The sequence below is a fragment of the Vreelandella sp. DA03-1M genome (assembly GCF_055725665.1).
On sequence record NZ_CM146798.1, the window covers coordinates 2,953,490 to 2,978,073 of the forward strand.

19 protein-coding genes are annotated in these 24,584 nt (G+C 51.8%); 5 read left to right on the forward strand and 14 right to left on the reverse strand.

Going from position 1 to position 24,584, the window contains the following annotated elements; translation table 11 throughout:
• Positions 1–13: 13 nt before the first annotated feature.
• On the reverse strand, positions 14–1,105 hold the full coding sequence (gene aroC, locus ACXUPB_RS13875; RefSeq protein ID WP_008959602.1) for a chorismate synthase: 1,092 nt from the start codon (positions 1,103–1,105) through the stop codon (positions 14–16).
• A gap of 13 nt (positions 1,106–1,118) precedes the next feature.
• On the reverse strand, positions 1,119–2,078 hold the full coding sequence (gene prmB / locus ACXUPB_RS13880) for a 50S ribosomal protein L3 N(5)-glutamine methyltransferase (protein ID WP_179915782.1): 960 nt from the start codon (positions 2,076–2,078) through the stop codon (positions 1,119–1,121).
• Positions 2,079–2,253: 175 nt separating this feature from the next.
• Between prmB and ACXUPB_RS13885 the strand changes: the two genes are divergently transcribed.
• Positions 2,254–2,823 carry a Smr/MutS family protein gene (locus ACXUPB_RS13885; protein WP_472952954.1) on the forward strand — a complete coding sequence of 190 codons (570 nt, stop codon included), beginning with the start codon at positions 2,254–2,256 and terminating at the stop codon, positions 2,821–2,823.
• 3 nt (positions 2,824–2,826) lie between these two features.
• Here ACXUPB_RS13885 and ACXUPB_RS13890 read toward each other — a convergent pair whose 3' ends face one another.
• The 4 genes from ACXUPB_RS13890 to ACXUPB_RS13905 form a co-directional block, all read right to left on the reverse strand.
• Positions 2,827–3,852 (reverse strand): patatin-like phospholipase family protein, encoded by a 1,026-nt coding sequence (locus ACXUPB_RS13890; protein WP_472952956.1) that lies wholly within the window; start codon positions 3,850–3,852, stop codon positions 2,827–2,829.
• A 14-nt stretch (positions 3,853–3,866) separates the two neighbouring features.
• On the reverse strand, positions 3,867–4,787 hold the full coding sequence (locus ACXUPB_RS13895; RefSeq protein WP_472952958.1) for an alpha/beta fold hydrolase: 921 nt from the start codon (positions 4,785–4,787) through the stop codon (positions 3,867–3,869).
• Between the two features lie 220 nt (positions 4,788–5,007).
• Positions 5,008–7,611, reverse strand: a complete 2,604-nt coding sequence (locus ACXUPB_RS13900; RefSeq protein WP_472952960.1) for an ABC transporter permease — start codon at positions 7,609–7,611, stop codon at positions 5,008–5,010.
• A complete protein-coding gene (locus ACXUPB_RS13905; protein ID WP_082072571.1) occupies positions 7,608–8,396 on the reverse strand; it encodes an ABC transporter ATP-binding protein in 789 nt (262 codons plus the stop codon). Before ACXUPB_RS13905 ends, ACXUPB_RS13900 begins: the two co-directional genes overlap by 4 nt.
• Before the next feature lie 121 nt (positions 8,397–8,517).
• On the opposite strand from ACXUPB_RS13905, the gene ACXUPB_RS13910 reads away from it, so the two are divergent.
• Positions 8,518–9,228 (forward strand): arylesterase, encoded by a 711-nt coding sequence (locus tag ACXUPB_RS13910; RefSeq protein WP_035563208.1) that lies wholly within the window; start codon positions 8,518–8,520, stop codon positions 9,226–9,228.
• Positions 9,229–9,292: 64 nt separating this feature from the next.
• Here the strand turns inward: ACXUPB_RS13910 and ACXUPB_RS13915 are convergent, their stop codons facing one another.
• The 8 genes from ACXUPB_RS13915 to ACXUPB_RS13950 all read right to left on the reverse strand — a co-directional run bounded on the left by ACXUPB_RS13915 (position 9,293) and on the right by ACXUPB_RS13950 (position 22,078).
• Positions 9,293–10,297, reverse strand: coding sequence for a family 8 glycosyl hydrolase (locus tag ACXUPB_RS13915; protein WP_035563206.1), 1,005 nt, complete (start codon positions 10,295–10,297; stop codon positions 9,293–9,295).
• Between the two features lie 44 nt (positions 10,298–10,341).
• On the reverse strand, positions 10,342–10,821 hold the full coding sequence (gene bcsD / locus ACXUPB_RS13920) for a cellulose biosynthesis protein BcsD (RefSeq protein WP_035563204.1): 480 nt from the start codon (positions 10,819–10,821) through the stop codon (positions 10,342–10,344).
• Positions 10,805–14,884 carry a cellulose biosynthesis protein BcsC gene (locus ACXUPB_RS13925; RefSeq protein ID WP_472952962.1) on the reverse strand — a complete coding sequence of 1,360 codons (4,080 nt, stop codon included), beginning with the start codon at positions 14,882–14,884 and terminating at the stop codon, positions 10,805–10,807. Before ACXUPB_RS13925 ends, bcsD begins: the two co-directional genes overlap by 17 nt.
• An 80-nt stretch (positions 14,885–14,964) precedes the next feature.
• Positions 14,965–19,500 (reverse strand): UDP-forming cellulose synthase catalytic subunit, encoded by a 4,536-nt coding sequence (gene bcsA, locus ACXUPB_RS13930; RefSeq protein WP_045812104.1) that lies wholly within the window; start codon positions 19,498–19,500, stop codon positions 14,965–14,967.
• Positions 19,500–20,282, reverse strand: coding sequence for a cellulose biosynthesis protein BcsQ (bcsQ, locus tag ACXUPB_RS13935; RefSeq protein WP_350359377.1), 783 nt, complete (start codon positions 20,280–20,282; stop codon positions 19,500–19,502). The genes bcsA and bcsQ overlap by 1 nt, the downstream gene beginning before the upstream one ends.
• The gene (locus ACXUPB_RS13940) at positions 20,279–20,722 is read right to left on the reverse strand and encodes a hypothetical protein (protein ID WP_158414206.1); all 444 of its coding nucleotides are present in this window, start codon (positions 20,720–20,722) and stop codon (positions 20,279–20,281) included. The genes bcsQ and ACXUPB_RS13940 overlap by 4 nt, the downstream gene beginning before the upstream one ends.
• Before the next feature lie 217 nt (positions 20,723–20,939).
• Positions 20,940–21,812 (reverse strand): DMT family transporter, encoded by an 873-nt coding sequence (locus tag ACXUPB_RS13945; protein WP_035563199.1) that lies wholly within the window; start codon positions 21,810–21,812, stop codon positions 20,940–20,942.
• Positions 21,809–22,078, reverse strand: coding sequence for an Rdx family protein (locus ACXUPB_RS13950; RefSeq protein WP_035563196.1), 270 nt, complete (start codon positions 22,076–22,078; stop codon positions 21,809–21,811). Before ACXUPB_RS13950 ends, ACXUPB_RS13945 begins: the two co-directional genes overlap by 4 nt.
• Positions 22,079–22,173: 95 nt before the next feature.
• On the opposite strand from ACXUPB_RS13950, the gene ACXUPB_RS13955 reads away from it, so the two are divergent.
• From ACXUPB_RS13955 to ACXUPB_RS13965, 3 genes are all read left to right on the forward strand, one after another.
• Positions 22,174–23,487: an MFS transporter gene (locus ACXUPB_RS13955; RefSeq protein WP_035563193.1), complete on the forward strand. Its 1,314-nt coding sequence runs from the start codon at positions 22,174–22,176 to the stop codon at positions 23,485–23,487.
• A gap of 183 nt (positions 23,488–23,670) precedes the next feature.
• Positions 23,671–24,105 carry a PAS domain S-box protein gene (locus ACXUPB_RS13960; protein WP_035563190.1) on the forward strand — a complete coding sequence of 145 codons (435 nt, stop codon included), beginning with the start codon at positions 23,671–23,673 and terminating at the stop codon, positions 24,103–24,105.
• 189 nt (positions 24,106–24,294) lie between these two features.
• A complete protein-coding gene (locus ACXUPB_RS13965) occupies positions 24,295–24,507 on the forward strand; it encodes a PA3496 family putative envelope integrity protein (protein WP_008959622.1) in 213 nt (70 codons plus the stop codon).
• The last annotated feature ends 77 nt before the right edge of the window (positions 24,508–24,584 follow it).

Below are 24,584 nucleotides of genomic sequence, written 5' to 3' on the forward strand. Positions count from 1 at the left end.
TCACCGTGATGCGTTATCGCTGAGTTAAACGGGGCGTGTCAACGCTAACGTCACCATTCTGACCACGCTGACGCAGCCAGTGATCCAGCAGCGTAATCGCCATCATCGCCTCAGCAATGGGCGTTGCGCGAATCCCTACGCAGGGGTCGTGGCGCCCTTTAGTCACCACCTCAACTGCCTGACCATGAATATCGATAGAGCGGCCCGGCGTAGTGATGCTGGAAGTGGGCTTCAGCGCTAAGCGCGCTACAATCGGCTGCCCACTAGAGATGCCACCGAGCACTCCGCCTGCGTGGTTGGAAAGAAAGCCCTCTGGCGTCATCTCATCACGGTGCTCGCTGCCCCGCTGGGCGATACAGCCAAACCCTGCGCCAATCTCAATCCCTTTTACCGCATTGATACTCATCAAAGCATGCGCCAGATCAGCATCCAGGCGGTCAAAGACGGGTTCACCCAGCCCGACCGGCACGCCTTCGGCAATCACGGTAATTTCAGCACCTACCGAATCCTGGTCGCGACGCAGTTGATCCATATAGGCTTCCAGTTCAGCGACGCGCTCCGGGTCGGGGCAGAAAAACGCATTTTGACCCACCGATTCCCACTGTTTGAACTCAATCTTGATAGGGCCTAACTGGCTCATATAGCCACGAATCTGGACGCCCTGGGCGGCTAGATACTTCTTGGCAATCGCCCCGGCAGCCACCCGCATAGCAGTTTCACGGGCACTGGAGCGCCCGCCCCCGCGATAGTCGCGGTGGCCATATTTATGGTGGTAGGTGTAATCCGCGTGGGCTGGCCGAAACTGCTCTTTGATTTTCGAGTAGTCGTTAGAGCGCTGATCGGTGTTCTCAATCAGCAAGCCGATCGAGGTACCCGTGGTTTTGCCTTCAAACACACCGGACAGAATGCGCACCTGATCGGGTTCTTTGCGCTGAGTGGTATGCCGCGAACTGCCCGGCCTGCGGCGATCCAGGTCGAGCTGTAAATCGGCTTCGCTTAACGGCAGCCCAGGCGGACAGCCATCCACAATAGCGCCAAGCGCAGGTCCGTGGCTCTCACCAAAGGTAGTCACACTGAATAGTTTGCCAAACGTATTGCCAGACATGGCCGTTAATTCCTCACACGAAAGACGCCGCATGGGCGTCGAGTTCAGCGGCGCTCAGAGCAAAAACACCCTGGCCGCCACGCTCGAATTCAAGCCATAGAAAAGCGACATCCGGAAATGCCGCTTCCACATGGCGGTCAGAGTTGCCGACTTCTACAATCAGCCAGCCCTCATCGGTTAAGTGTTCCCGCGCCTCGCGCAAAATGCGCCGCACTATATCCAACCCATCGCTACCGGCTCCCAGGGCCAGTGAAGGCTCGTGGCGAAACTCGGCAGGCATAGTGGCAAGGTCACGGGCATCGACATAAGGCGGGTTAGAGACGATCAAATCAAAGCGTCGGCCTTCTAAACCGCTGAATACGTCCGATTCGACCGCCCGCACCCGGTCGCCCACATCGTGGCGGGTAATGTTCTGGCGGGCCACGGCCAAGGCATCCTGACTAACATCGGCAAGCGCCACTTCGCAGGTCGGTAAATAAAGCGCCGTCGCAATGCCGATACAGCCAGAACCGGTGCATAAATCCAGCACACTGGCAGGCGGCTCTTCAGGAAACCAGGCGGCAAAGCCGTCTTCAATCAGCTCGGCAATCGGCGAGCGCGGAATCAGTACCCGTTCATCGACACTGAACGGATGGCCGGCAAAAAAGCTCTCGCCCAATAAATAGGGAAGCGGACGGCGGGTGGTAACACGCTCCCGTGCCAGAGCAATAATCCGCTGCCGTTCTACGGGCAGCAGCCGCGCCTCGAGCACACTGGGATCGATGTTCCACGGCAAGTGCAGAGCACCCAGGCAGAGCGCTACCGCCTCATCCCAGGCAGAATCGGTACCATGGCCGTAGTGCAGGCCCGCCAGATAAAACTCGCTGGAGACCCAGCGCAGATAGTCGCGTAGGGTAAAGAGCTGGCTCACCAGCAACGACTCCGACAGGGAAAGGGTTGAGTGAGGATGCTCAACGTTTAGATGCGTGGTCACAGCGGCTCCTGGTTGACGATAATGATGAATGCAGCTGATAAAGCCTTATTCATGCAACGAATAAAAAGATTGTACCTTTCACGCCGTCCGGTTCACAGCAACGCTCAGCCCGCTATACTGTGCGTCTTTATCTGTTTCACCTTTATTTGCCACTTTTTTGCCACCCGAGCCTACCATGACGCGACGCCGCCACCTGCCCGACGATGACGATATCAATGCCTTCCGCGATGCGTTAAAGGCGGCAGGCGTGCGCCGTATCGCGACTAACCAGGCCGATCCAGGCAAACCTAAAATTGACGGTAAGGCCCATGAGGCTAGACGTCATGCGGCTGTTGAAAGCAATACGCCTCAGTCCAGCGGGCGCACCTCAGATGGCCGGGTGGAGGCCGTGCGCCCCTCTGAGTATTTAGAGTTTTGTGTACCGGATTTACCATGGCGTACGTTTAGCCAACTAAAACGTGGGCAAACGGCGTGGCAAGCGGGACTTGATATGCACGGCTATACGCTGGAAGAGGCGCGTGCGGAGTTGGAGAGTTTTTTGCGCGACGCCGCCAGCCAAGGCTTGCGCTGCGTACTGGTAGTGCATGGCAAAGCGTGGGGCACCACGTCTGACTTTCCTGTGCTTAAAAGCCATACCAATGCCTGGTTACGTGAGTGGCCCGGCGTGCTGGCTTTCTGCTCGGCTATCGATATCGATGGTGGCACCGGTGCGGTGTATATATTGCTGCGCAAGCGAAGCCAGTAGCCGTTACTCGGCAGCGTCGGACGCGATACTTGGCATGCGCCGCTCCAGCGCTTCATCGGCCAAATGTCTGCCCAGACGAATCAACTCCTTGCCGCGGTGGAATTCATAGGTACTGCAGACTGTTTTGGGTATTTCTATCAGCACGTCGGGCGGGTAGCCCGCCACCTTGTACTTGGCCAGCGCTGCCTGGGTAATATCAAACGACTCCAGAATCATATCGAGCTTGCTCCACTCCCGCTTACCACGGGCTTCAGTGGTCTCCTCCAGCTCTTCGCCCTCTCCGCTTGCCCCCTCACCATTCGCTCCCAGCCCCGCCCACAGTTTTCGCGTAGCGGCGCGCACATCCCCCATCCAGTTACCCATGTTTTGATCGCGCTCAATCTCTTTTTTGCTACGGCTATCGGTCGCCTCCTCTTCCTTAGGCAGCAATTCCTCCATGGTGACTGGCAGCGGGCTATGCGCGGTCACGTTGACCGCCACCACAAAATCCGCTTGATGAGCCGCCACCACAGGCATGATCGGCAGCGGGTTAAGCAACCCGCCATCCACCAACACTTGATCACCCAAATGCACTGGCGTTATTACCCCCGGCACGGCAATTGAAGCACGAATCGCTTGCAATAAGGGTCCATTTTGAAACCACACTTCCCGCTGGCGAACCAGATCCGTTGCCACCGTTGTCACTGGAATCGCGAGGTCTTCAATTAAGATATCGCCCACCAGCGTTTCCAGCTTGTTCATGACCTTGCTGGCACGCATCGCGCCCATGGGGCTCCAGGTCACGTCGACTAATTTGAGCACATCCAAATAGTCAAGGTTGCACACCCAATCGCGGTATTCCGGCAGCTTGCCTGCCGCGTAAATACCACCGATCAGCGCGCCCATCGAGCATCCTGATACGGCGATGATTTCAAAGCCCCGCGCCTCAAGTGCTTCAATCACCCCGATATGCGCATAGCCGCGCGCACCGCCACTGCCCAACACCAGAGCGACCTTGTTTCCACTACTGACATGCGCCAATTCGTTCATACTGCTATCCATCGCTAGGCCTTATCGGTCTTAACCCTGCCGCTCGTAACCCAGTGAGCGCCAATTACTGCGGCGACTTGCGCTACGGCACGGGGTTCCAGATGCAAGTGGTGGCCGCCATTAAGCACATGCCGGGTCAATGCTTTTACTGCTTGCCGCGCCTGAACCGCCCAGGCGCGTTCACCCAGAATCCCCTGCTCCCCTTCAACCAATAGCACTGGAGCGCTGATTTCCGCCAGCAATGACAACACCTGTTCGGGCGTGAAGCGCACCAATGAAGGCTTCAGCAAGCGACTGTCGGTGCGCATTTGCACATGGCCATCGGCGGTGGGCTGGGTGTTGCGCTCCACTAACGGTGTGGCCGTAATGGTGTCCACCGGCGTGACGCCTCCCGCAACACGCGCAGCGATGGCACTCTCGATATCCGGGTAGCGCGGCGCGCGGGAAAGTGGCCGACGGTAGGCTGTCAGTCCTTTGCGCAGTTGGCTAGCGGTCTCTTCAATGGGCGTATTAAGCGCCCCCAGCCCGTCAATCAACGTTAGCCGCTCCACCCGTTCAGGCAGCGCAGCAGCAAGTAAGCAAGCCACTGCGGCGCCCATGGAGTGGGCCAACACGCTAACCTGGTTAAGGCCGAGGTCTTCCATGGCATCCAACACATCGTGGCAGTACTCCCATAGCGCATAGCCACCGCCCTGGGGCACATGTGCCGAATGACCATGGCCGCGAAAATCCAGTGCCACGACACGCATATCCAATGACTCTACCAGAAGCGGGGCTAACCGAGTAAAACTGGCTGCATTATCCAGCCAGCCGTGCAGAGCCAGCCAAACCGGGGCATCAGCGCGCCCCCAACTAAGGGCGGCCAGGCGACCCTGGGCAAGAGAAAGCGGCTGCGGCGCAACGCTGCGTGCAGCCGTAGATTCGGTGTGGGGCATAATCAACCATCCTGAACAAACGGCAACGTTATAAGGCAAGCAAGATGACGACGTAAGCGACAAACGTTACCATGCCCGGCGTTATGCTTCCGCCTCTTTTACCTCCACCCTCATTTGGTGCCATTATGAAACCACACCGCGATACCCGCGCTCGTAATCTGGTCTTTTTTGTTGCTGTCATTAGCGCCCTGGTGGTCGGTTTCTGGCTCGCAAAATAGGTTCAAGCCTCACCGAGTAGCCCCAGGCTGGCCGCTGGCGCTTGGCGACGTAATCCCCGCGAAAGTGCATGACCTATCACGCCAATCAGCACAGCACCGCCAATGGGGAGGAAAATCCATAGCCCCAGATGAAGGCGCGGGGTTAGATCCAACAAAAAGACGTACAACGCTGCGGTGGTCAATTCAGCCAGTACCGCCCCCATCAACCCACTGGCAAAGCCCAGCAACGCGTATTCAGCGCCCTGCACCCGTGAAATCATTTTACTGCCTGCGCCAAATACGCGTAATAGACCGCTTTCATGGGCGCGCACAGGTAAGCTTGCAGTCAGTGCGGCATACAGTACGCTTATCCCTGCCAATAGGACCAATGCAAGCACTAACTCCACCGCCCGTGTAACCTGGCCGAGTACATCCCGCACCTGGCCCAAAATGGCATCAACATTCAGTAAGGAAACTCCTGGGAATTCGGCAATCAGCTCCCGGATCAACCCCTGCTCCGCTTCAGGCAGATGAAAGGCGGTGATGTAGCTATGCCCAAACTGTTCCAGCACACCCGGCGGAAAAATGACGAAGAAATTAGGCTGAAAACTATCCCAATTCAGGCTGCGCAGGCTGGTAATTTGGGTGGTGATTTCATCGCTACCCACCGAGAAGGTCATCTCATCACCAATGCTTAAGCCAAGCCTTTCAGCGAGTCCATCCTCCATGGAGATGGGTACTGGCGCCGCTTGCTGCGTTGCCTCAACGGCGCTCATCCAACCTTGGCCTTCACTGTCCTCTTCATTGCCCTCCTCACTGTTTGTGTCGCCTCCCAACTGGGCTGGCGAGAACCATTCACCGGCCACCACAGCATTGCCCTCTGGCACTTCAGATTGCCACGTCAGGTTGAGCTCCCGGCGCAGCGAGTTGTCACCGCGGGCATCAGGCGGCACAGCATCTCCAGGCGGATGGCCATTAATGGCAATCACTCGCCCACGCACCATTGGATATAGGGTGCTTTGGGTTTCCACCCGTGGCGAAACTGCCGCATCGAAAGGATCGCGTTCGGAAGGCTGGATATTGATGGCAAAGTAGTTGGGGGTATTGTCAGGCAGTTGGTCTTGCCACGTGCTGAGCAGGTCGCCCCGTACCAGTACAATCATCGCCATGGCAAAGAAGGTCACCGAAAAGGCCAGTAACTGGCCTAGGCCCGCTTGGCGACGCCGTGCTAGCTGGCGGCCGCCTAAGCGGAGCGCCTGAGACCACTCACTACGTCCTGAGAATCGCTGTACGACGCGCAATAAACCGCTAAGCAGCAGCGCGCTAATCATCCATAGCACACCGAGCAGAGCCGCCCCGCCAATCAACAGCGCAATCGCCAGCGGCAGGCTACCCGAATAGAGCCACAACAACCCGCCAAACACGAGGCTTGCCACACCCACCACCAGCCAGGCCGAAGGCGGCAGCGGATCTAATTCGCGACGCAGAACTTTTAATGCGCTCACTCGTTTGATACGCAGCAGGGTTGGCCCAGCAAACCCCACCAGCACGGCAAGAGCCGTAAACACGCCTAATCCCAACGGCATAAGACCAGGCGGCGGTAGCGTCATGGGTAAGAAACTCACCAACAGCCAGATAAGAACCGCTTGGCCAATCAGCCCAAGCAGCGCCCCAATCACGGCGGCTACCAGCGCCAACCCCATTAGCTGAAGCGAAAAAATCGTCACTAGCTGACGCTGGCTGGCGCCAAAGCAACGCAACAGTGCGGCAGTATCCAGGTGGCGTTCTACATAACGGCGAGTGGACATTGCCACTGCCACGCCCGCCAGCAGTACCGCTGCTAAACCGGCCAGCCCCAGATAGCTCTCTGCACGCTGCAAGGCATTGCCAAGCTGGGGGCGATCAACGCGAACATCGCGCACTTCCACCCCATCGCGGCGTAGCTCAGCAAGCAGGCCTTGCACCTGATCAAGCGCTTCCGGCGGGCCTGCTGCCAAGATTTCAAACTCAATCCGCGAGCCTTCTTGAACCAGGCCAGTCGCCTCGACATCCGCCGTATTGATCATTAAACGCGGGTTAAAATTACCAAAACCGCCGGACTGATCCGCTTCGCGCTCAATGATTCCCGTTACGACCAGTTCGGTTTCCCCGACCTGGACTCGATCACCCAACTCGATTTCGACCAGTTCCATCAAGCGCGGGTCAGCCCACGCTTCCCCTGGTGGCGGACCAGAGGCGATTTGCTGGGTGCCATCACCAAAGTCTACATAGGAGGTACCGTAGTGTGGGTAGACCTCATCCACGGCTTTTAAGCTAGCCGGTTGAAAACGCCCGTCGCGGCTAATCATCGATACCAGATCGACTTGGTCACTCAGTACGAAACCTGCATTTTCAAGGCGTTCTCGCAGCTCCTCTGAAAACGGATCACGCTGCTCTAATACCAGATCGCCACCCAGCATTTGGCCCGCCTGGCGCTCTAGGCCGCGCTCTAGGCGATCTAGGAAAAACGCAATCATGGTGGAAGCCGCGACCGCCAATACCAGGGCGATAAATAGCGCACGTACATCAGCGGCACGCAGGTCTCGCTTGAGGCTGCGCATGGCCAGGCGCCAGTTCACATCACTCATTGCGTGCCCTCGTCAATCGAAGCCGCGGTGGGCACAAACGCTTCTAATTTTCCATGATCTAATCGCAGGCAGCGGTCACAACGACGCGCCAGGGCATGGTCGTGAGTCACTAAAATCAGCGTGGTGCCTGCTTCCCGGTTTAGGGTGAAGAGCAAGTCAATGATTTGCGCGCCGGTGTCGGGGTCCAAATTACCGGTGGGCTCATCGGCAAATACCAGCTCGGGGTCGGTAACGAAAGCACGGGCAACGGCAACGCGCTGCTGCTCACCACCGGAAAGTTGTTTGGGTAAGTGATTCACTCGCTCGCCAAGTCCAACACGCTCCAACCACTGGGCAGCGGTTTGTGTCTCCCCTGCACGCGGTGAGAGTTCGAGGGGTAACATGACGTTTTCAAGCGCGCTCAACGTGGGCAGCAGTTGGAAGTTCTGGAACACAAAGCCCACTCGCCCAGCGCGTAGCGCAGCTCGCCCATCTTCATCCAAGCGGCTCAATGCATGGCCGAAGAGTGTTAGCTCACCATCGCTTGGAGTATCAAGGCCAGCCAGTAGCCCTAGTAGGGTTGATTTCCCCGCACCGCTCTTGCCTAGAATCGCCACACTTTCACCTGCCGCCACGCTTAGCGATAGGTCGTGTAAGATAGTTAGTGAGCGTTCACCGCTCGTCACTTTTTTAGACAGCTTATCGGCATGCAGAACAGGATGCCTAACGGCGCCTTGTGGAACATCGCTTAACGCTTGGTTGTCGGTATTAGGCTGGCGCTCACCGTAGGGTGACTCGCTCGACATTGATATATCCGTAGCAGTATTTTCAGTTTTATCTGAGGAGTTTGGATTTGAAGAACATGGATTTGAAGAGCTTTGATTTGAAGAGCTTTGATTTGAAGAGCTTTGATTTAAGGAGTAAGACATGAAGCGTGGCATCCCTGTGGCATGGCATGGACTGAACCGCATGGTAACCGGATGGCTGGTGTTGCTGATAGTCACCTTTGCCTCGGTGTCTATCAACGCTTCGCCTACCAATACCGAACAGTCACCCAGCCTATTAGTGATGGGCGATAGCTTAAGCGCCGCCTACGGTATTGAGCGTGAAGAGGGCTGGGTGAGCCTGCTGGCAGAGCGTTTAGAAGGCGAGGTGAACGTCATTAACGCCAGCATTAGCGGTGAAACCACATCCGGAGGTCTACAACGATTCTCTGATATTCTCGGACAGCAGCAACCGGATATTGTTCTACTGGAATTAGGCGGCAATGACGGTTTGCGCGGTCTGGCACCCAATCAAATGCAGGCGAACTTAGCCAGCATGATTGAGCAGAGCCAAGAGGCAGGTGCACAAGTACTGCTACTAGGGATCGATATACCGCCCAATTATGGCCAAGCGTACCGGGATGCTTTTACCGGGGTTTTCCACTCGCTGTCAGAAGAGTACAACATTTCTTTAGTGCCTTTCTTGCTGGAGGATATAGCCCTAAACAACGCGTTAATGCAAAGTGACGGCATTCATCCTACCGCCGATGCACAGCCGATTATCCTCGACAATGTGTGGCCCGAGCTTGAGCCGCTGATTGAGCCCCTGGTTGAGGGGCAGTTAGAGACAACGCATCAGGCAGCGGTTCAGTAAGGTTAACAAAAAGCTGTTTATCTACTTTATCGACGGGTGGATAAACCGCCCTATGAAATAAACGTTAGTGCATATCTTCTGCCATATGGACTAACATCAGCAGTGTTGCTGAAAAATAGTCGTCCTGCTGTTGAGGTGTTGAGCTAGGCAACGTTTCGCCACTGACATAGGCTCTAATCGCATCCACTCCACGTGAAATCGGATATTCAGCACGCTCATCACTTACCACATCAACCCAAGCGGGTGCTGGTTGATGTACAGGATCATCCCAAAAAGCCTTAATACTGCCAAGGCCGCTGGCTTCCTCACGCCCACCCCATACAAAATAGAGCGGGATACGAACAGCATCAAAACCGAATCTAGGCGCCCAGTTTGTTGCCGGGCTCAATTCACCCTCCTGAGTGATTTGAACCCAATCGGTTGGCAATAAATATGCGCCAAAACGTGCTTGATCCAGTAATTTAACGCCATCATTAATCAGGCGGTCCCAGGACTCATTCGGCTCAATTTCAGCGAAGTCTTGTAACGCGGGAATAAACCAGTATGAGAGGTTGAGATCAGCTCCTTCGTTGCGACGAAAACCTTCTATGCCTGGCAGTAACACCTGAAAGCCAGCAACTTCGTATGTTAGGTTTTCAAGTATTGCGCTTCGTATACTTTTTGATGCACTCGCATAATTAGCGTTATCCCAGCGCTCGGCTGCTAAATATAATGCCCAGGCAATAAATAAATCACCATCGGTTGCGTTATTTCGATCGCGCACTGCTGGTATATCGCGAGGGTCATATCGCCAAGAGAAGAGTGATACATCCGGTCTATTCAGGTGACGGCGGGTCCAGCGCCAAATCTGATCAAACGTTTTCTGATCATTATAATGCTGAGCAAGCATCATGCCCCACCCTTGCCCTTCCGAGTGACTGATATTGTGATTACCTGTGTCAATCACCCTTCCCTCTGCATTAACAAAGCGCTCACGATAGACGTGCCAAGCAGAGTCTGCCTGGGCTGCACTTATGCTGCTGAACAAACAGACAAGAAGCCCAGCGCTTAACGTAAACCGATACAGCATTTTCGGTTAGCCCTTTAATTGTGCAGCTCCATTAACAAAAGCCGCTAACGACCATAGAGGAAAGTGCATTCACGCTGTTCTAGATTACGACTTATACATCTGATAGGCACATCAAAATCTCCACCCTGCTGTTGCAGCCACCCTTTAAACACGCCTTCTAGCAATGCGGACATTGCTAGCAAACTGGTATCGAGGCGCTCCGGAGACGATCCTGGTACTGGGAATGCAGTATGACAAATATGCATTGCTTTATTTTCGGCCACGATGCTCGCCTGCCCCCAGTCCAGCAGGCCTAATTCATCGTTGACGGCTTGCTCCAGCCGCTCTAGCGTAGCGCACTCTCCAATAGGCTTTTCTGCAGCTATTCGACTACCGATATGGTGCCAAAAACCAGATGATTCCTCTTTACCCGCGTTATTAGAGAGCTCATCAAAGACCAGTTCTAAAAAAAGCCGCCACTGGGGACTACAGTGTCGCTTAGCGTAGTACTCGATGTGTTGAATATGATTATCTGGCTCGTTCACCGCTATCTCCAAAGATATAGTTCATAAACATACTCGCGGATGTATCGTTGTAATCACCGAAGCTATTGAAGTCCACATTGCCGCCAAGGGAAAGTTCCGGGGTCATTTGATACTTCATAGTTCCACCGAATGAAAGACCTACACCACTTTCGCTCTCTCCCTCATAGCGTGATTCTTGCGTCGCTCCCAAGGCAGCAAACACATCTAGCAACGCTTGTGCATCCGGATCAGTGGGAAAATAATTGCTTTCATCAGTACTATAGCTTTGGAAACCTGGAGCAATGTATCCACCCAACGTTAACTGGTCGGTAAAGTTTTCCTGATAATTGATAGGGAAGGTCACGCTAACGTAGTCCTGAGGACTGAAATATCCTCCATGCCCATAGGTAAAGTGGCTGAGATCATCATCAAAAGCCATCGCAGAAATATGAACACCCGTTTGCAGCCGACGACGTTCATTATTGATCGGACGCGCATAGCCACCCAGAGATAGTTCATATGACTGGTTATCGGCAACGTTATTACCGGTATATCGATATGTACCAATATCAGCATAGAGACCGCCTGTTTCAGTATCGTAATTGATACCTGCTCGGCCACCGGTGCTCACTACTCCACCCCACGTATCGCCAGAATAAGCATCGTAGGTGCCCGCATACGAAAGTACACTATCCTTCACAGCTCGGCGCTCAGCAGTAAAATTCAGCGATATATTGTCAGCGACCTCAGGGCGCCAATTGATACCACCAACCAAATTTGTTTCTTCAAACCCAAGAGGCGTGCTGCCAATATCCAAGTTTAGGTTGCGATTTGTATAACTAAGTTCTAGCCCCGAACCGCTATCCCGTAGGCTGGAGGGACGTGCTGATTGTGCCTCTGTCTGCAAACGGCTTTGGATGCCAGCAAGGGCAGTTTCAATCTGCTCACGACTATTTGCAAACGCACTTAAAGACTCGCCGTCCAGGTCTAGCTCAGCAAAATTGACACTATTTTCTTCAAGGTAACTATTAAATAGCGCTAGCTGTTGATCAGTCAGACTGGCGACCGTTAAGCCTGCTTCAAATAGTGGATTACGCTCAAGAGCTGCCTCATAAAAGCCTCTCGCCTCCTCTAGTTCAGCAGCCAATCTAACCGCCTCTTGTTCATTTACTGCAGCATCCAGGCTACTCTGGGCAGCGAAAAAGTTTGTTACGGCTGACTCAATCTCGTCCAAGATAGAGGAGACGCCACCCAACGACTGATTTAATGTACTGGCACTCTCAGCCAGACCACTGCGCCCATAGCGTCGCAGGCCATCTCCCTCAGGCGTTCCCGCCGTTACTTGTGTTGGCGTGATCGCTACTTCAAGACGGCCCTCTCCGAATGGTATTGCTGAAAAACGCAAGGGAGCTTCAATGCGATCCTGTTGGCTCAAGCCACTCTCGCCATCGCGGAAATTAAACACAAACTCGGTGGTAACTCTTGGCGCCCGCTCGCGCCTAATCTCTCTAGAGAGATCATCAATCTGTTGGCTTACAGTCGGGGCTTGCATCTCTGTTTCAGCGAGCTCAACGTCGCTGCTGATTTCGCGGCTAGCGCTCGGTAGCCAGCTAGGTCGTTGTGAATAATTTGCGGTTCCTCTGGCCCTATCCGTAAACGGATTCTGTCTTTGAGAAAGGGCAGCAACCTCGCCTTCTTGTCCACTTAACCGCTGGCGGGCTTCGCTCAATAAAGCCAGTGCTCCAAGGCTCTGGCCGTTAGCTCGAGCAACTTGGGCGCGGAGTAGTAGTATATCAGCCGTTTGCTCCTCTGACGCATAGCGCTCCAGCAGCTGGCTAGCTTGACTCGTGCGGTTGTTAGAAAGCGCCGTTTGCACAGCGCCTAGCAGCGCCTGCTCACTCTGTGGATGACGAGTCAACACATAGGTGTAAATTTGTTCTGCTTGTGCTTGGCGCCCCCCATCAGCATATACACGACCCATCGCCAACAATAAATCTTCATTGTCAGGTGTTTGTCGCATCGGTTCAGCAAGCCGATCATAAGCACTAGCTAAGCGGCCACTCTGACGCAGTTGGTCAGCTTCAATAATAACCAACCCACGTTCTACTGCTAACGCATCTTGATTTTCTTGCCATTGAGGATAAGCAGCTAAACGATGAAATAATTGGCGAGCTGCTTCTGGGCGCCCTGCCTGGGCCATCACCAGCACGTGGTTGATATATTCGTTGGGTGTTTGCTCGTCAATTCCACGGGCTAAGTCGCGCTCCACCCAACGAAGGGCTTCACTTTTTGCACCCGCCTGAGATAAAGCTCCCGCAATTTGACTAACCTGATTTGGCGTCAGCTCAGAATCTCTATAGCGAAGATATAACTGCTGTAGTGAGGCAATTGCGGCAGTGCGATTTCCCTGCTCTAGCTGAGCAATTGCTTCCGTGAGGGGCTGCTGAATTTGCGCCTGCTGCTGAAGTGATTGCATATCAGCGGTTATTGCATTGGCCGGAATCCCAGATAGCAAACGCTGGGTTTCTGACCAACGTTCCTGCTCAGAAGCAAATAACGCAGCGGCGTAGCGTTGGTCAGGTGTTGCACTGCCGCTTTGAAAAGGCACCATCAAGGCTTGCGCTTCATCAGGGCGTGATTGATCAGCTAAAACCCGTGCTAAGTCGAGCCGCGTCCAAGGATCATTTGGCGATAAAGCAAGGGCTTCGCGAAGCGCCGTCTCAGCCCCAAAACTATCCTGCTGACGCGCTTGACGACGCAGCGCCTCCACTTGCGCAGTGGTTAATCCGCCAATTTGGCTGCGGGCACTTTCCGGAAGAGCCTGCGCTACTTGCTGAGCAGTCGCCCAATCACCTTTATCAGACAGTACTTGAACCAAACCAACACGCGCGTCTACATCATTTTGACGGGCTTCCAGAAGGCCGCGGTAGGCCTGTTCTGCAGCATCCAGACGCTGCTGCCTGCGCAAAATGTCTGCTTCTAACAGTCGGGCGGCACGCCCTGCATCACCGTTCTGCTGAGTAAGCGGCCGTACTTGCCCAAGCGCCTGCTCAAGATTATTCGCCTCCGCTAAACGCCGAGCTTCTCCCAAGCGGGCATAAAACGCTGCGCTTTGATACGCGGCCGCCCACTGTTCTCGCTGAGCAGGCACTTCATCCATCGCTTCACCGAGTAAATCTCTCGCTTCAGCAAACTGCTGCCTACGTAGCAGTATCAGCCCTAAACCGACTTTAGCCTCTGCGTCTTGAGAATTAACGTTAAGCGCTTGCCGAAATGACTCCTCCGCATTGCCAAGCTCTCCAGACTGAAGCGCAGTAAAGCCGATTGCACGAGAGTTCTGAGCAATGGAGTCTTCGAACCGCTGTATCACTTCGGTATCACTTGGGTTGGCCTGTGCATAAGCCTGATAAAGCGTTTGGTCCGCAGGCGTGGCCTCTAGCCACAATAATGCTTGACGCCAAGCACTCCGTGCAGCCGCCGCATCTAAGCCATCTTCTTGCGCTATCTGTGCTAACTGATCAATTCCTTCACGGCGGGTGCCCTCGCGATAGGTTAAGACCTTTCCTAAGGCAAGGCTTAGAGGATCATTTTCAGGATATTTATTACTAAACTGGCGCAGGCCATCACGCGCCTCTCGCCATTGAGTATCGCTGCCACCGGCCAATGTTTGGTAATACTCAACCGCCAAACCTCGAGGAGGTGTTTCACCTCTAAATAACTCCCGGTATGCGGTTACCGACTCTTCATAGCGGTTAGCACGGGCTAACTGACGAGCACGATTCAGCTGCGCGGTGTCTAACTCACTGCCCTGCTGAAGCTGGTCTAGCTCGATTAGACGCGGGTTATTAGGTGATACCTCTGCAAGGCGCTGAATCCACTGCTCCGCTTGATCAGGTTGTTCATCCACGAGGGCTTGTTGCGCTAATCGGAACAGAACTTCTGGGTCGTCCGGCCGACCAGAAAGGTATCGCTCTAAGGCTTGCCTAGCTAAATCCGGACGTTGATTTTCTTGCCAGAAATCAGCTTGGCGTAATAAAGCATCTAGGGCGGTTTGCGAGTTATCTTGCCCCCACGCAGTTGACACTGGAACGCAGCAGGCGAATGCACTTAGCAAAAGCCGCTTTTTTAACTTCATGATAGTAGGTACGGGTGATGTATACATATTTATTTCCCGCCAGGGTGCGTATTGCTACCACTATATGCGCGCCGCAATGCCCGCCGCTTGAGAGCGCTATAAAAAACTCCCGCCATTAATAAAAGTACCGTCACCATCGCCAGCAGCATAGGAATAATATACTGCCCTGCATACCAGCGAATAAGTCGATGCCAGACCATTCTTCCTCGCGCTGTCCGGGGCCCAACTTGATAAGCATTAACTTTGTGATCAGGAGAGATCACTACTAAGTCACCTACTGCTTGACGGCTAATTTGGGGTTGATCAATGATCGCAGCTAACGTCCGCATTCCTTCATCGTGAAAAGCAGTTGCTACCACGATACTTCGCATTGGATTAAGCGGTGACCGAACTCCCATTAACACTTGTTCTGGTGCTTGACTACCGAGCCTGTTACGTGAACGTTCTACGTCTTTTCCCCACTGTGCCTGCGACCACAAGTTGAGACGACTAAGCAGACTTAACGGTGTAACACGCAAAGCGCCTTGCTGAATGCTAAATGGGTCTATGTGGCTATTGAGCTGGCTATTTTCTAATTGATCAGCGCGAGCAACGACCAGGATATCTTGCTGGGCTAGGCTGTCATTAAGGGTTAATCCTTTTCGTATATTTAAGGCCGTACTTGGATAACCCGTGGAAGCCCCCATACGACCAATCAAACCAAGCGCGGTGCTAATTTCCACAGCGTCAGGCTCACTTGCCACCATCAATGTCGTTTGAGATAAATCCGCCCACTGGGTAAATGGAAAGCCAGCACTTAACCAGTACGAGAGTTCGGGTAACACTGCAAAATGTTGCGCGTCACTCATATCTAAATATGAGTCTGGATAAAGTCGCGTTTCAATACGATCAGGCAGGCCAAGCTCGCAACCATCTTCAGGCGTATTGACGGCCATATTAAAGTAGAAACTAAGTTGGTTATTTCCATATAGCTGCTCTTGTGGAATACGTAACGTTGCTCTTTCTTGGCGAATATCATTGCCCAGTAGCCTCCATGCATCCCAAGCTAGCGAGCGTTTTTCAACGGGTAAAGAGCCAAGATAAGACCCGTTTAATTCCACCTCTAAGCGTGAGTCGCTTTCATTTAACCAATCGCCACGTGGGAACTCATAACCTATCTCCAACGTGACATCGTCACCGGGCCACAAGTGTATGTTTGGCGGTAGACGGAAGCTATAGTTTTGTGGCGGAGGACGAATACCTTCACCGACCATTTCACTGCTACTTGTCATGCTAGTGAGAAATATTGGTTCATTAAGTGCCTGCCAGTTAGGTGCGTCATAAGGTTTCCTCAAAGGAAAAAGAGGAGCGCTAACTTGTTCGCTATCCCCACTCAGCCTCGCTTGATAACTAGCTAAATAAGTTGCAGCATTTTTCACTTCCTGTTCGGTTTTCCCCGTCGCAATAAGCAAGCGATACATAGGATTATTGGGATTGGCTTGTTGCAGTAAAGTTGGCCCATTAATCCGCGGCAACTCCACCCCTAGCGGCATTTGCTCAGGGGTGCCTATCACAACCGCATGCTGGTCAGGTATTTGGGTATGATGAACTGGAAAATCCGCCCCCCTAAATCCAGATTCAACCGCAAAATGCGACGCTAAAATAGCACTGGCACTCAGTAACGTTTCAGAGGGAGAAGCAGGCATAACAAAGGGTAATTCCAGCCGATCCATGTCTGCTATATCAAAAAATGGAGCTGGCAAATTAGCTAAACCGCTTACTGGTGGTAATGATTGAACGTCTACTGTAAGTGTCGAGCTAGGCAGTATTTCCACCCAAATATCTTTACTCAGCAGGTTATTACACTGCTCTAATGTTTGACCTGTAATACTCAGCAACAATGTGTTGTAGGATACAATTAACTCAGGAGGGATAGTAATTTCAGCCACTAGATGATCTGCGGTGAAGCGATCAAGTTCAAGAGTATCAACCACTATGCCGTTTAGATTAACGTCTAACTGACTAAGTCCTTCCAATAACATATCGGAATAGCGTATCTCCAAATGCAATACAGCTTCCGTTGACACTTCATCACTGCGTAAGGCGAACTCCACCCCCGCCTGGGCTCCATTACCCTGTATGCGTAAGGTATTAGGTTCTAACGATTCGCTATTCGTTTGCTGTAAAAGCGGGTAGATGCGTTCGCGAGTTTGAGTCGGCATATTGAAAGCCAGCCCTCCTCTCGCGCTCACTTCAACGTCAGGCAAAAATGAATTGTCAGGCGATAAAGTATCTGACATCAACAACTTTGATTGCGGTGGCAGCGGTGAAACACCTAACTCTTGGCTCCATGCCCGCTGAGTAGACATAATGCCAATCACAATTAAAGCGACCAACACCATGCGCCATACCCATGTTGACGCTGGAGTCGTTGCTTGAGCTGCTACTGGTGCTGCACTGGTGGGGATGCCTTCTGCCTCCTTAACTTGTTTTGCGCCTGAAGCACCTCTTGCAAATAGGCGATTCTCCTTCCAGTTTTTGAAAAACAGACCTGTAACTGCACGAATGACCGTCCACATGGAGCGAAGTGGCTGATCTTGGGGAAGTTTACGTTTTTGTAACCAAGCATCTGCACGCCCCATAACTAATTTGACCAACTGTCGACGTTGCGCCACGTTCAAGCTGCCAAACCGTAGACGGATATGCTGGTTATCATGGCTCACTACATGCACTGGAAAAAGAACTGGATGGCCGTCGAATTTCATTTCAACAAAATCAATTCGGGAATCTTCAGAAAAGCCCGCTATTGCAGCGATTTGCATCCCCCCCATTGAAAGGTTTTGAGTGGCCGCCGTTAAGGTATAACCACCGACTAGATGCAATACCGCAGGGCGACTGAGTTTAATCCGCACGTATTCACGAACTTGTCGTTGCTCACTTCCTACCGCGATTGCCGCCATCAAAAAGAAAGCGCTAAAGGAAGCCCAGATTATATTGAAGAGTAAAACGCTTAATTGTTCACCTTCCGGGTTCCACCAGACGAAGCGTATAATGCCCCATAGCGTACCGGCCGTCAGTAACGCTAGCAAAAATAAATGTGGTCGTGTGACATTAAAATCAAAAAAACTTCGATCTAGCCGCCCGCCCTTTTCGGTAACATTAAACTTGCCACGGTTAGGATTAAAAAGAGTAATAATCGAAGGTTTAAGAAGATAAAAGGTTAGAACCGTTTCATATATTTCATTCCAAAATGTATAGCGGTACTGACCGACAAGTTTTGCATTGGTATAAACGACAGCAAACAAGTGAGGTAAAACATACACCGCAACTGACTGCGGAGAGGCCTGGATAATATTAAGTCCAAATAGCAGGTAAGCTAACGGCGCCGTTAAAAAAACAAAACGCGCTAGAGGAAACTGGAAATGCAGCATTGCGCTCAAGTAGCAAAGACGCTGAGGAATACTTAACCCTCGTCCCAGAAGTGGGTTATCACGGCGCAATATTTGTGTCATCCCACGAGCCCATCGCGCTCGCTGAACGATATGTAGTGCCAAACGCTCAGTAGCCAAACCAGCTGCAAGAGGTATCCCCAGATATGCGGTGGACCATCCTTTTCTCTGCAACTTTAATGCTGTATGAGCATCCTCCGTTACTGTTTCAACAGCAAAGCCGTCGATTTCGGCCAGAGCACTGCGACGGATAACAGCACAGGAACCGCAAAAAAAAGTTGCGTTCCAGTAATCATTTCCTTTCTGAATGGGACCGTAGAAAAGCTCACCTTCGTGAGGTACTTCTCTTCCGCTTACTAGATTACGTTCAAAAGGATCAGGAGAATAAAAATGGTGGGGCGTCTGTATAAGTGCTAAACGTTCATCAACAAGAAATGAACCCACTGTTGCCTGTAAAAAGACTCGCGTCGTAACATGATCACAATCAAATATACAAATTAGCTCTCCTTTTGTTTTTTGAAGAGCATTATTTAAATTACCCGCTTTAGCATACATATTATCTGAACGTGCTATATAACCCACTCCTGCTTGTGCCGCAAAAGCAGCAAACTCAGCCCTTTTACCGTCATCTAAAATATAGACATTAACTTTATCAGCCGGGTAGTCAAGATTTTGCGCTGCCAGCACGGTATCACGAACGACATCTAAACTTTCGTTATAGGTGGGGATATAAACGTCTACCGTTGGCCATTTAGAGATTTGCTTAGGTAATGGCACAACTTTACGTTCAAGTAGCCAAGCTGATTGAAAAAAGCTAAGTACTAATACTAGCCAAGCATACAGTTCTGCACCTAAGAGCCCCAAGCTCAAAATAGACTCTAGAAGGCCTTCGGTAACCAGTGTCTCAGTCACCCGCCAATAGATATAACGACTCGCGGTCATAACCGTAATCAAGGCCATTGCTAAGCGTACACGTGGCGAATTAACCTGACCCATCACAAGTAAAAGTGCAGCCGTAATCCCCCCAAAAGCTAACTGATTACTCAGCGTCATGGGCGTTGAAATCACAATTAGCAAAATAGGAGTGCAAAGAAGTAATAAAAGGATAATCCAGGTTTTATACAGAAGCTGTTTCATCACTCACCTACCTGACGAATTTGCACTAACGCAGTATCCGGCATTAAACGCATAAGATTATGAGCGATGACTTCCAAATCATTAACCACCGCTGATGTATAAGCATGCTGTAGAACAGAGACCTGTAGAGCATGTGCTTCAGACACCGCAGGATCGCGATGTACAGATCCTAGCAGAGAAGCACCTAATCGTTCTTTTAAAAGCGAATACACGTCACGACTAAGCTCACTTCTTAAATCCAGTTGGTTCACAACGTAATACAGATGCCTACTTACATCTCCTGAATAGAAGTTTCCCTCTTCAATGGAAGGCAGAACAGCCAAAGAAGCGCTATCAGAAAGCAGTGCTGTCACACATAGTGGCTTTAATTTACATATTGCATCTAAAGCAACCGAATGCCCTGGGGGCAAATCCACTAATAAAACATCGTCCGGGGAGTCATAGAAACTCCTAAGTGATTGATATAGAGCTTGCGGATCACTGGAGATATAGCTCTCAAAACGGTAGCGTTCCTCTCGAGTTGTGGGACCGTAAGCAAGCACATTGATGCCAATGGATGTAGTTCTTACCATTTCATGCCAATATGGATTTGAAGTTGCTTCAGCCACATATCCTTGCGGGTCATTAAAAGCAATGCCAAAATGTAATTTCAGCGCATCCTGGCTATCGAAATCGATAACCGTGACATTAAATCCTTGACGCTGAAATGTGTAGGCAAGATTAGCAGTTAACGTCGTTTTTCCAACACCTCCTTTAGGTGATGCAACGCAAATAAGAGTCATGAATTAATTTCCCTTAGCAACGCTTTTAGCGACGTTTCTTCGTTTTCATCTGATTGTTGCTCGTTACCGTTATCGGTATAAATTTCAAATAAGTGACCAAAAGAAGGTCGCTTCGGTTGAGTGGGCGATGGATGCTCATATGATGGATGCTCATATAAAGCGTCGAAGGAGGTGGGCCGGGAAACATTTTTTTGTTGAGGAGTCGCTGGTCGCAGCGTTGGTACCATCGCTGGTTTTTGTACTTGATGAGGTACCCGTGGTGCTTGCTTTGAGCGCTCAACGCTCGTATGCACTACACCAGGGGCATACTTTGCAATACAATCGAGCAATTTCCAACGCTGAGACTCATTGGAATGAGCCGTACCTTCCGAAAATTCCCGATGTTCAAATCCCGTACCGAAATTTTCATCTGATACACCAATATCTACATTTTTTCCCATGTTTTCGTTACAACCTCGTTTAAATCTACAACCAACACTATACTGAAGGCTAAACTTCATGCATCTTTATGCCAGTATTTTGTTAGTAGCAACTGTTGGCTCATACTGAGGAACTAGCTATTAACTTGGTTTTGTATACTAGATCACTACCCACATCAAGGACTAAAATAACAATAATTCAACAAATAGAAATATTCGTTTGCCGAACAACAACTGTCTAGTTACCCTTTTGTCCTTGCTGAAGCCCTAATCCCAACAAAATGAGCACCAACCCGACCAGGGTTGAAGGCAAAATAGGCTCGCCTACCACTAGATAAAGCAAAAACAGCGACACAGGCGGTGAAAGAAAAATCAGGTTGGAGACTTTGGCGGTGCGCGACACTTGATGTACCGCTAGCTGCCACAAAATAAACGCCACACCCATTTCAAACAGACCTACATAAACGCCCGCCCCAAACGCTGGCCAACCGTGCCACTGCACACCTGGGCCAAGCAGTAACAAAACTGTCAACACAGGTAGACCCACGCTGAAATTTTGCCATTGGCCTACTAGGGGCTGTCGCTTATCGCGTGCATTGAGAAGCCAATAAAGTGCCCACAGCAGTGTCGAAGCGAGTGCCAGTACAACCCCTAACGGATCGGCGAAAGAGACATTGAAAACCAAGCCACGTGTAGCGATCACCCACACGCCTGCATAAGCGACCAACCCAGCAACGATATCTATTCGGGTTAAGCGTTGACCAAGCAAAGGCACCGCTAAAAACGCCATCGCTAACGCCCAGGTGTAATTCAGCGCCATGGCTTCTTGCCCGGGGAGGCGGTCATAGGCGGCGAATAGCACTAAATAATAAGCCACGGGATTCATCAGCCCCGCCCATGCAGCCGTTTTCCAACCACTGCGTAGCGCCTTAGACATATTTCCCTGCTTGATGACTAGCGCCCCCATTAATGCCCAGGAAACGAATGCCGCTAGCCACATCAATTCCAAAGGACTCATCCAAGCGAGTGCTACTTTGAAAGCCGTTGCTACTGTCGACCAAAGCGCTACCGCCCCCAGGCCATAGAGGACGGCTTGCTTATCCTGATTCATCGGTCGATATGTCCTAAATCTCGCCCTGGATCCAATTGATCTCGCACACGCTGCTTAAGAAGTTTTATATCGGGAAAGCCGCCATCACGCTTACGCTCCCAGAGCAGTAGCTCATCACACCATATCTCGAAAGCGCCGCCATGAGAGGGGGATAGCGCGACCTCGGTCAGTTGCTCACCGAAGGTCGATAGAAGTTCTTGGGCATACCAAGCGCTACGCAATAGCCACTGACATTGAGTGCAGTAGCGGATTTGAATACGTGGCATTGAGAGTTCCTTATCGGTAAATTCCTTTGCAGGATACTATGTCGTTCTCAGAAAACATTTTGTCATTTTAAATTAGCAATCGCCAAGGAACCGTCATGGCTCAACCGGATGTTTCACAGTCTCGCCTTTATGAGTGGCTAACAGGCGATGAAGATAGCCGCATGTGCGATGACATACCTGATAGTGCTTGCAACGCACAGCCGCACAACTTTTTCCTACACCTATGGGCTTCTTTAGGAAATAAGTTGGCTGACGAGTTATCTAGCGCGCGCTTAGTTTTACCGTGGCTGATGGGCATTATTGGAGCACCGGTGTGGATGGTAGGCTTGCTAGTGCCCATCCGTGAGGCGGGTGCGCTACTGCCACAAATTTTTGTGGCGGGTTTTATCCGCTTAAAACCCAAACGGAAATGGGTATGGGTAACAGGTGCGTTGATTCAGGCGCTAGCTGCATTAGTGCTGGCCCTACTGGCATTGTTCGCCACCGGCTCTTTGGGCGGTGCATTAGTGTTAGCCGCGCTCGTGCTGCTTTCGCTGGCACGGGGCTTATCCTCTATCGCGACCAAAGACGTGCTGGGTAAAACCATTTCCAAACGCCGCCGCGGCACGTTGATGGGCTGGAGCGGCAGCGTTGCCGGTGGTGCTACGCTGGCGGCGGGCGCTGTACTCATGCTGTTTGGTAGTCGCCCCGGCAATGTCATCGTGGCGCTCTTACTCGTAGTCGCCGCTAGCAGCTGGCTAATGAATGCCTTAGCCGCGGCCCGTATTGAAGAAGCTCCTGGCGCCGTTGAAGGAGGAGAAAACGGCTGGGACAGTATTAAGCTAGGTCTGTCGCTGCTAAAAAATGATCGCACTTTTCTACACTTCAACCTTGCCAGGGCATTACTGCTATCAAGTGCACTCGCCTTGCCTTACATCGCCCTGCTGGGGCAGAACCAAAGTGGCACCGACCTCGGCGGCCTGGGTATTTTGATTGTGGTATCCGGGCTTGCAGCGATGGTGGCAAGCCCCGTCTGGGGCAAGCGCGCCGACCAATCGAGCCGCAGCGTTATGCGCGATGCAGCGGTAGGTACGGCTATTTGCTGTTTATTAGCTGCCAGCGTGGTCTGGTTGCCAAACGGCTGGGCACAAAGCATTTGGCCCTATGCGGTGGTTTACGCGCTCTTAGTGGTTATTCACCATGGCGTACGCTTGGGGCGAAAAACCTACCTCATTGATATGGCGAGTCAAGATAATCGGGCGCTTTATGTTGCGCTCTCTAATACGCTAACAGGCGTATTAATGCTTTTGGTAGGCGGCATTATTGGCGCTCTTGCACAATGGTTTGGTAGCGCCATACTACTGCTAATACTGGCAGCAACCGCCGTGGGGGCTGTATTGAGCGCCCACCAATTACCCGAGGTCGAATGAGACGGTGCGCGTACACGATTGCAATGCGTGACAACGCTCGCCATGATAGAGCCAGATAGCAGCGGTAGATTGGAGCCCTTGCTATGCTGCTGATAATAAATGATTTGAAATGCTGCCCGTTCACAGGCAAAAAAAGCCACTTTGAACGGCGGGAAGGATTGGAGCTGCAACAGGAACCCCTTGATGAAACGATCTCCATTGATCAGTCCAGAGCTGCTCGAACGCATAATTGACGCCTCGGAAGACGGTATTGTTGTTGCTGAACAGGAAGGCGATGAAAATATCCTCATCTACGTCAATAAAGGCTTTGAACGCTTAACGGGCTATAGCGCAGATGAAATTCTGTATCGCGACTGTCGTTTTTTGCAGAACGAAGACCGCGACCAGGATGCCCTGATCTCTATCCGAGACGCGCTTAAAGATGGCAGTCCTTCTCGCGAAGTACTGCGTAATTACCGTAAAGACGGCACCATGTTTTGGAATGAATTATCCATTACACCGGTCTACGACGAAGCAGACGAGCTGATGTATTACATTGGCGTACAAAAAGACGTAACGGAACGTGTAGAGGCTCAGCTTGCGCTTGTGGAGTTACAAAAACAGCGAGATAACCGCTAATTATTAACTTTTCCACTAAAAAAACCGATCAATGCTTGAACTTCATCCCTACTGGCGTTATATAGCCGCAAGGCGCTTAATTTGCGCTAGGCGCTTCACTTTGCAATCCACACGTGCTTTTTGATCCGCACGTGCTAATAAGTGGAGCCGTTGTTACGCCGGCACGCCGGCTGGGTTGGAGGACATCACATGAGCCGTGATCCCCTAAATCGTGAAACGTTTACCAGTGAAGCAATCGACTCAGACGAGTTTGAAAGTTTAGATGCCGTTAATGATGACCATTACGGTAAAAGCAAGCCTAGCAAAGCAGACAGCTTACGCGCACGACGCCAAGTAGAAGCATGGCTAGAAGAGCGTCGACTTCAGCGAGCCATAGAAGACGACTGGGACGAAGAAGAGTAAGCGTTGAATAGCTTGGCCTTCTCAGCCAATGAGTGGGTCTGGCTAGCCGCGCACCTTAAGCAGCCTAGCCTTTCCTG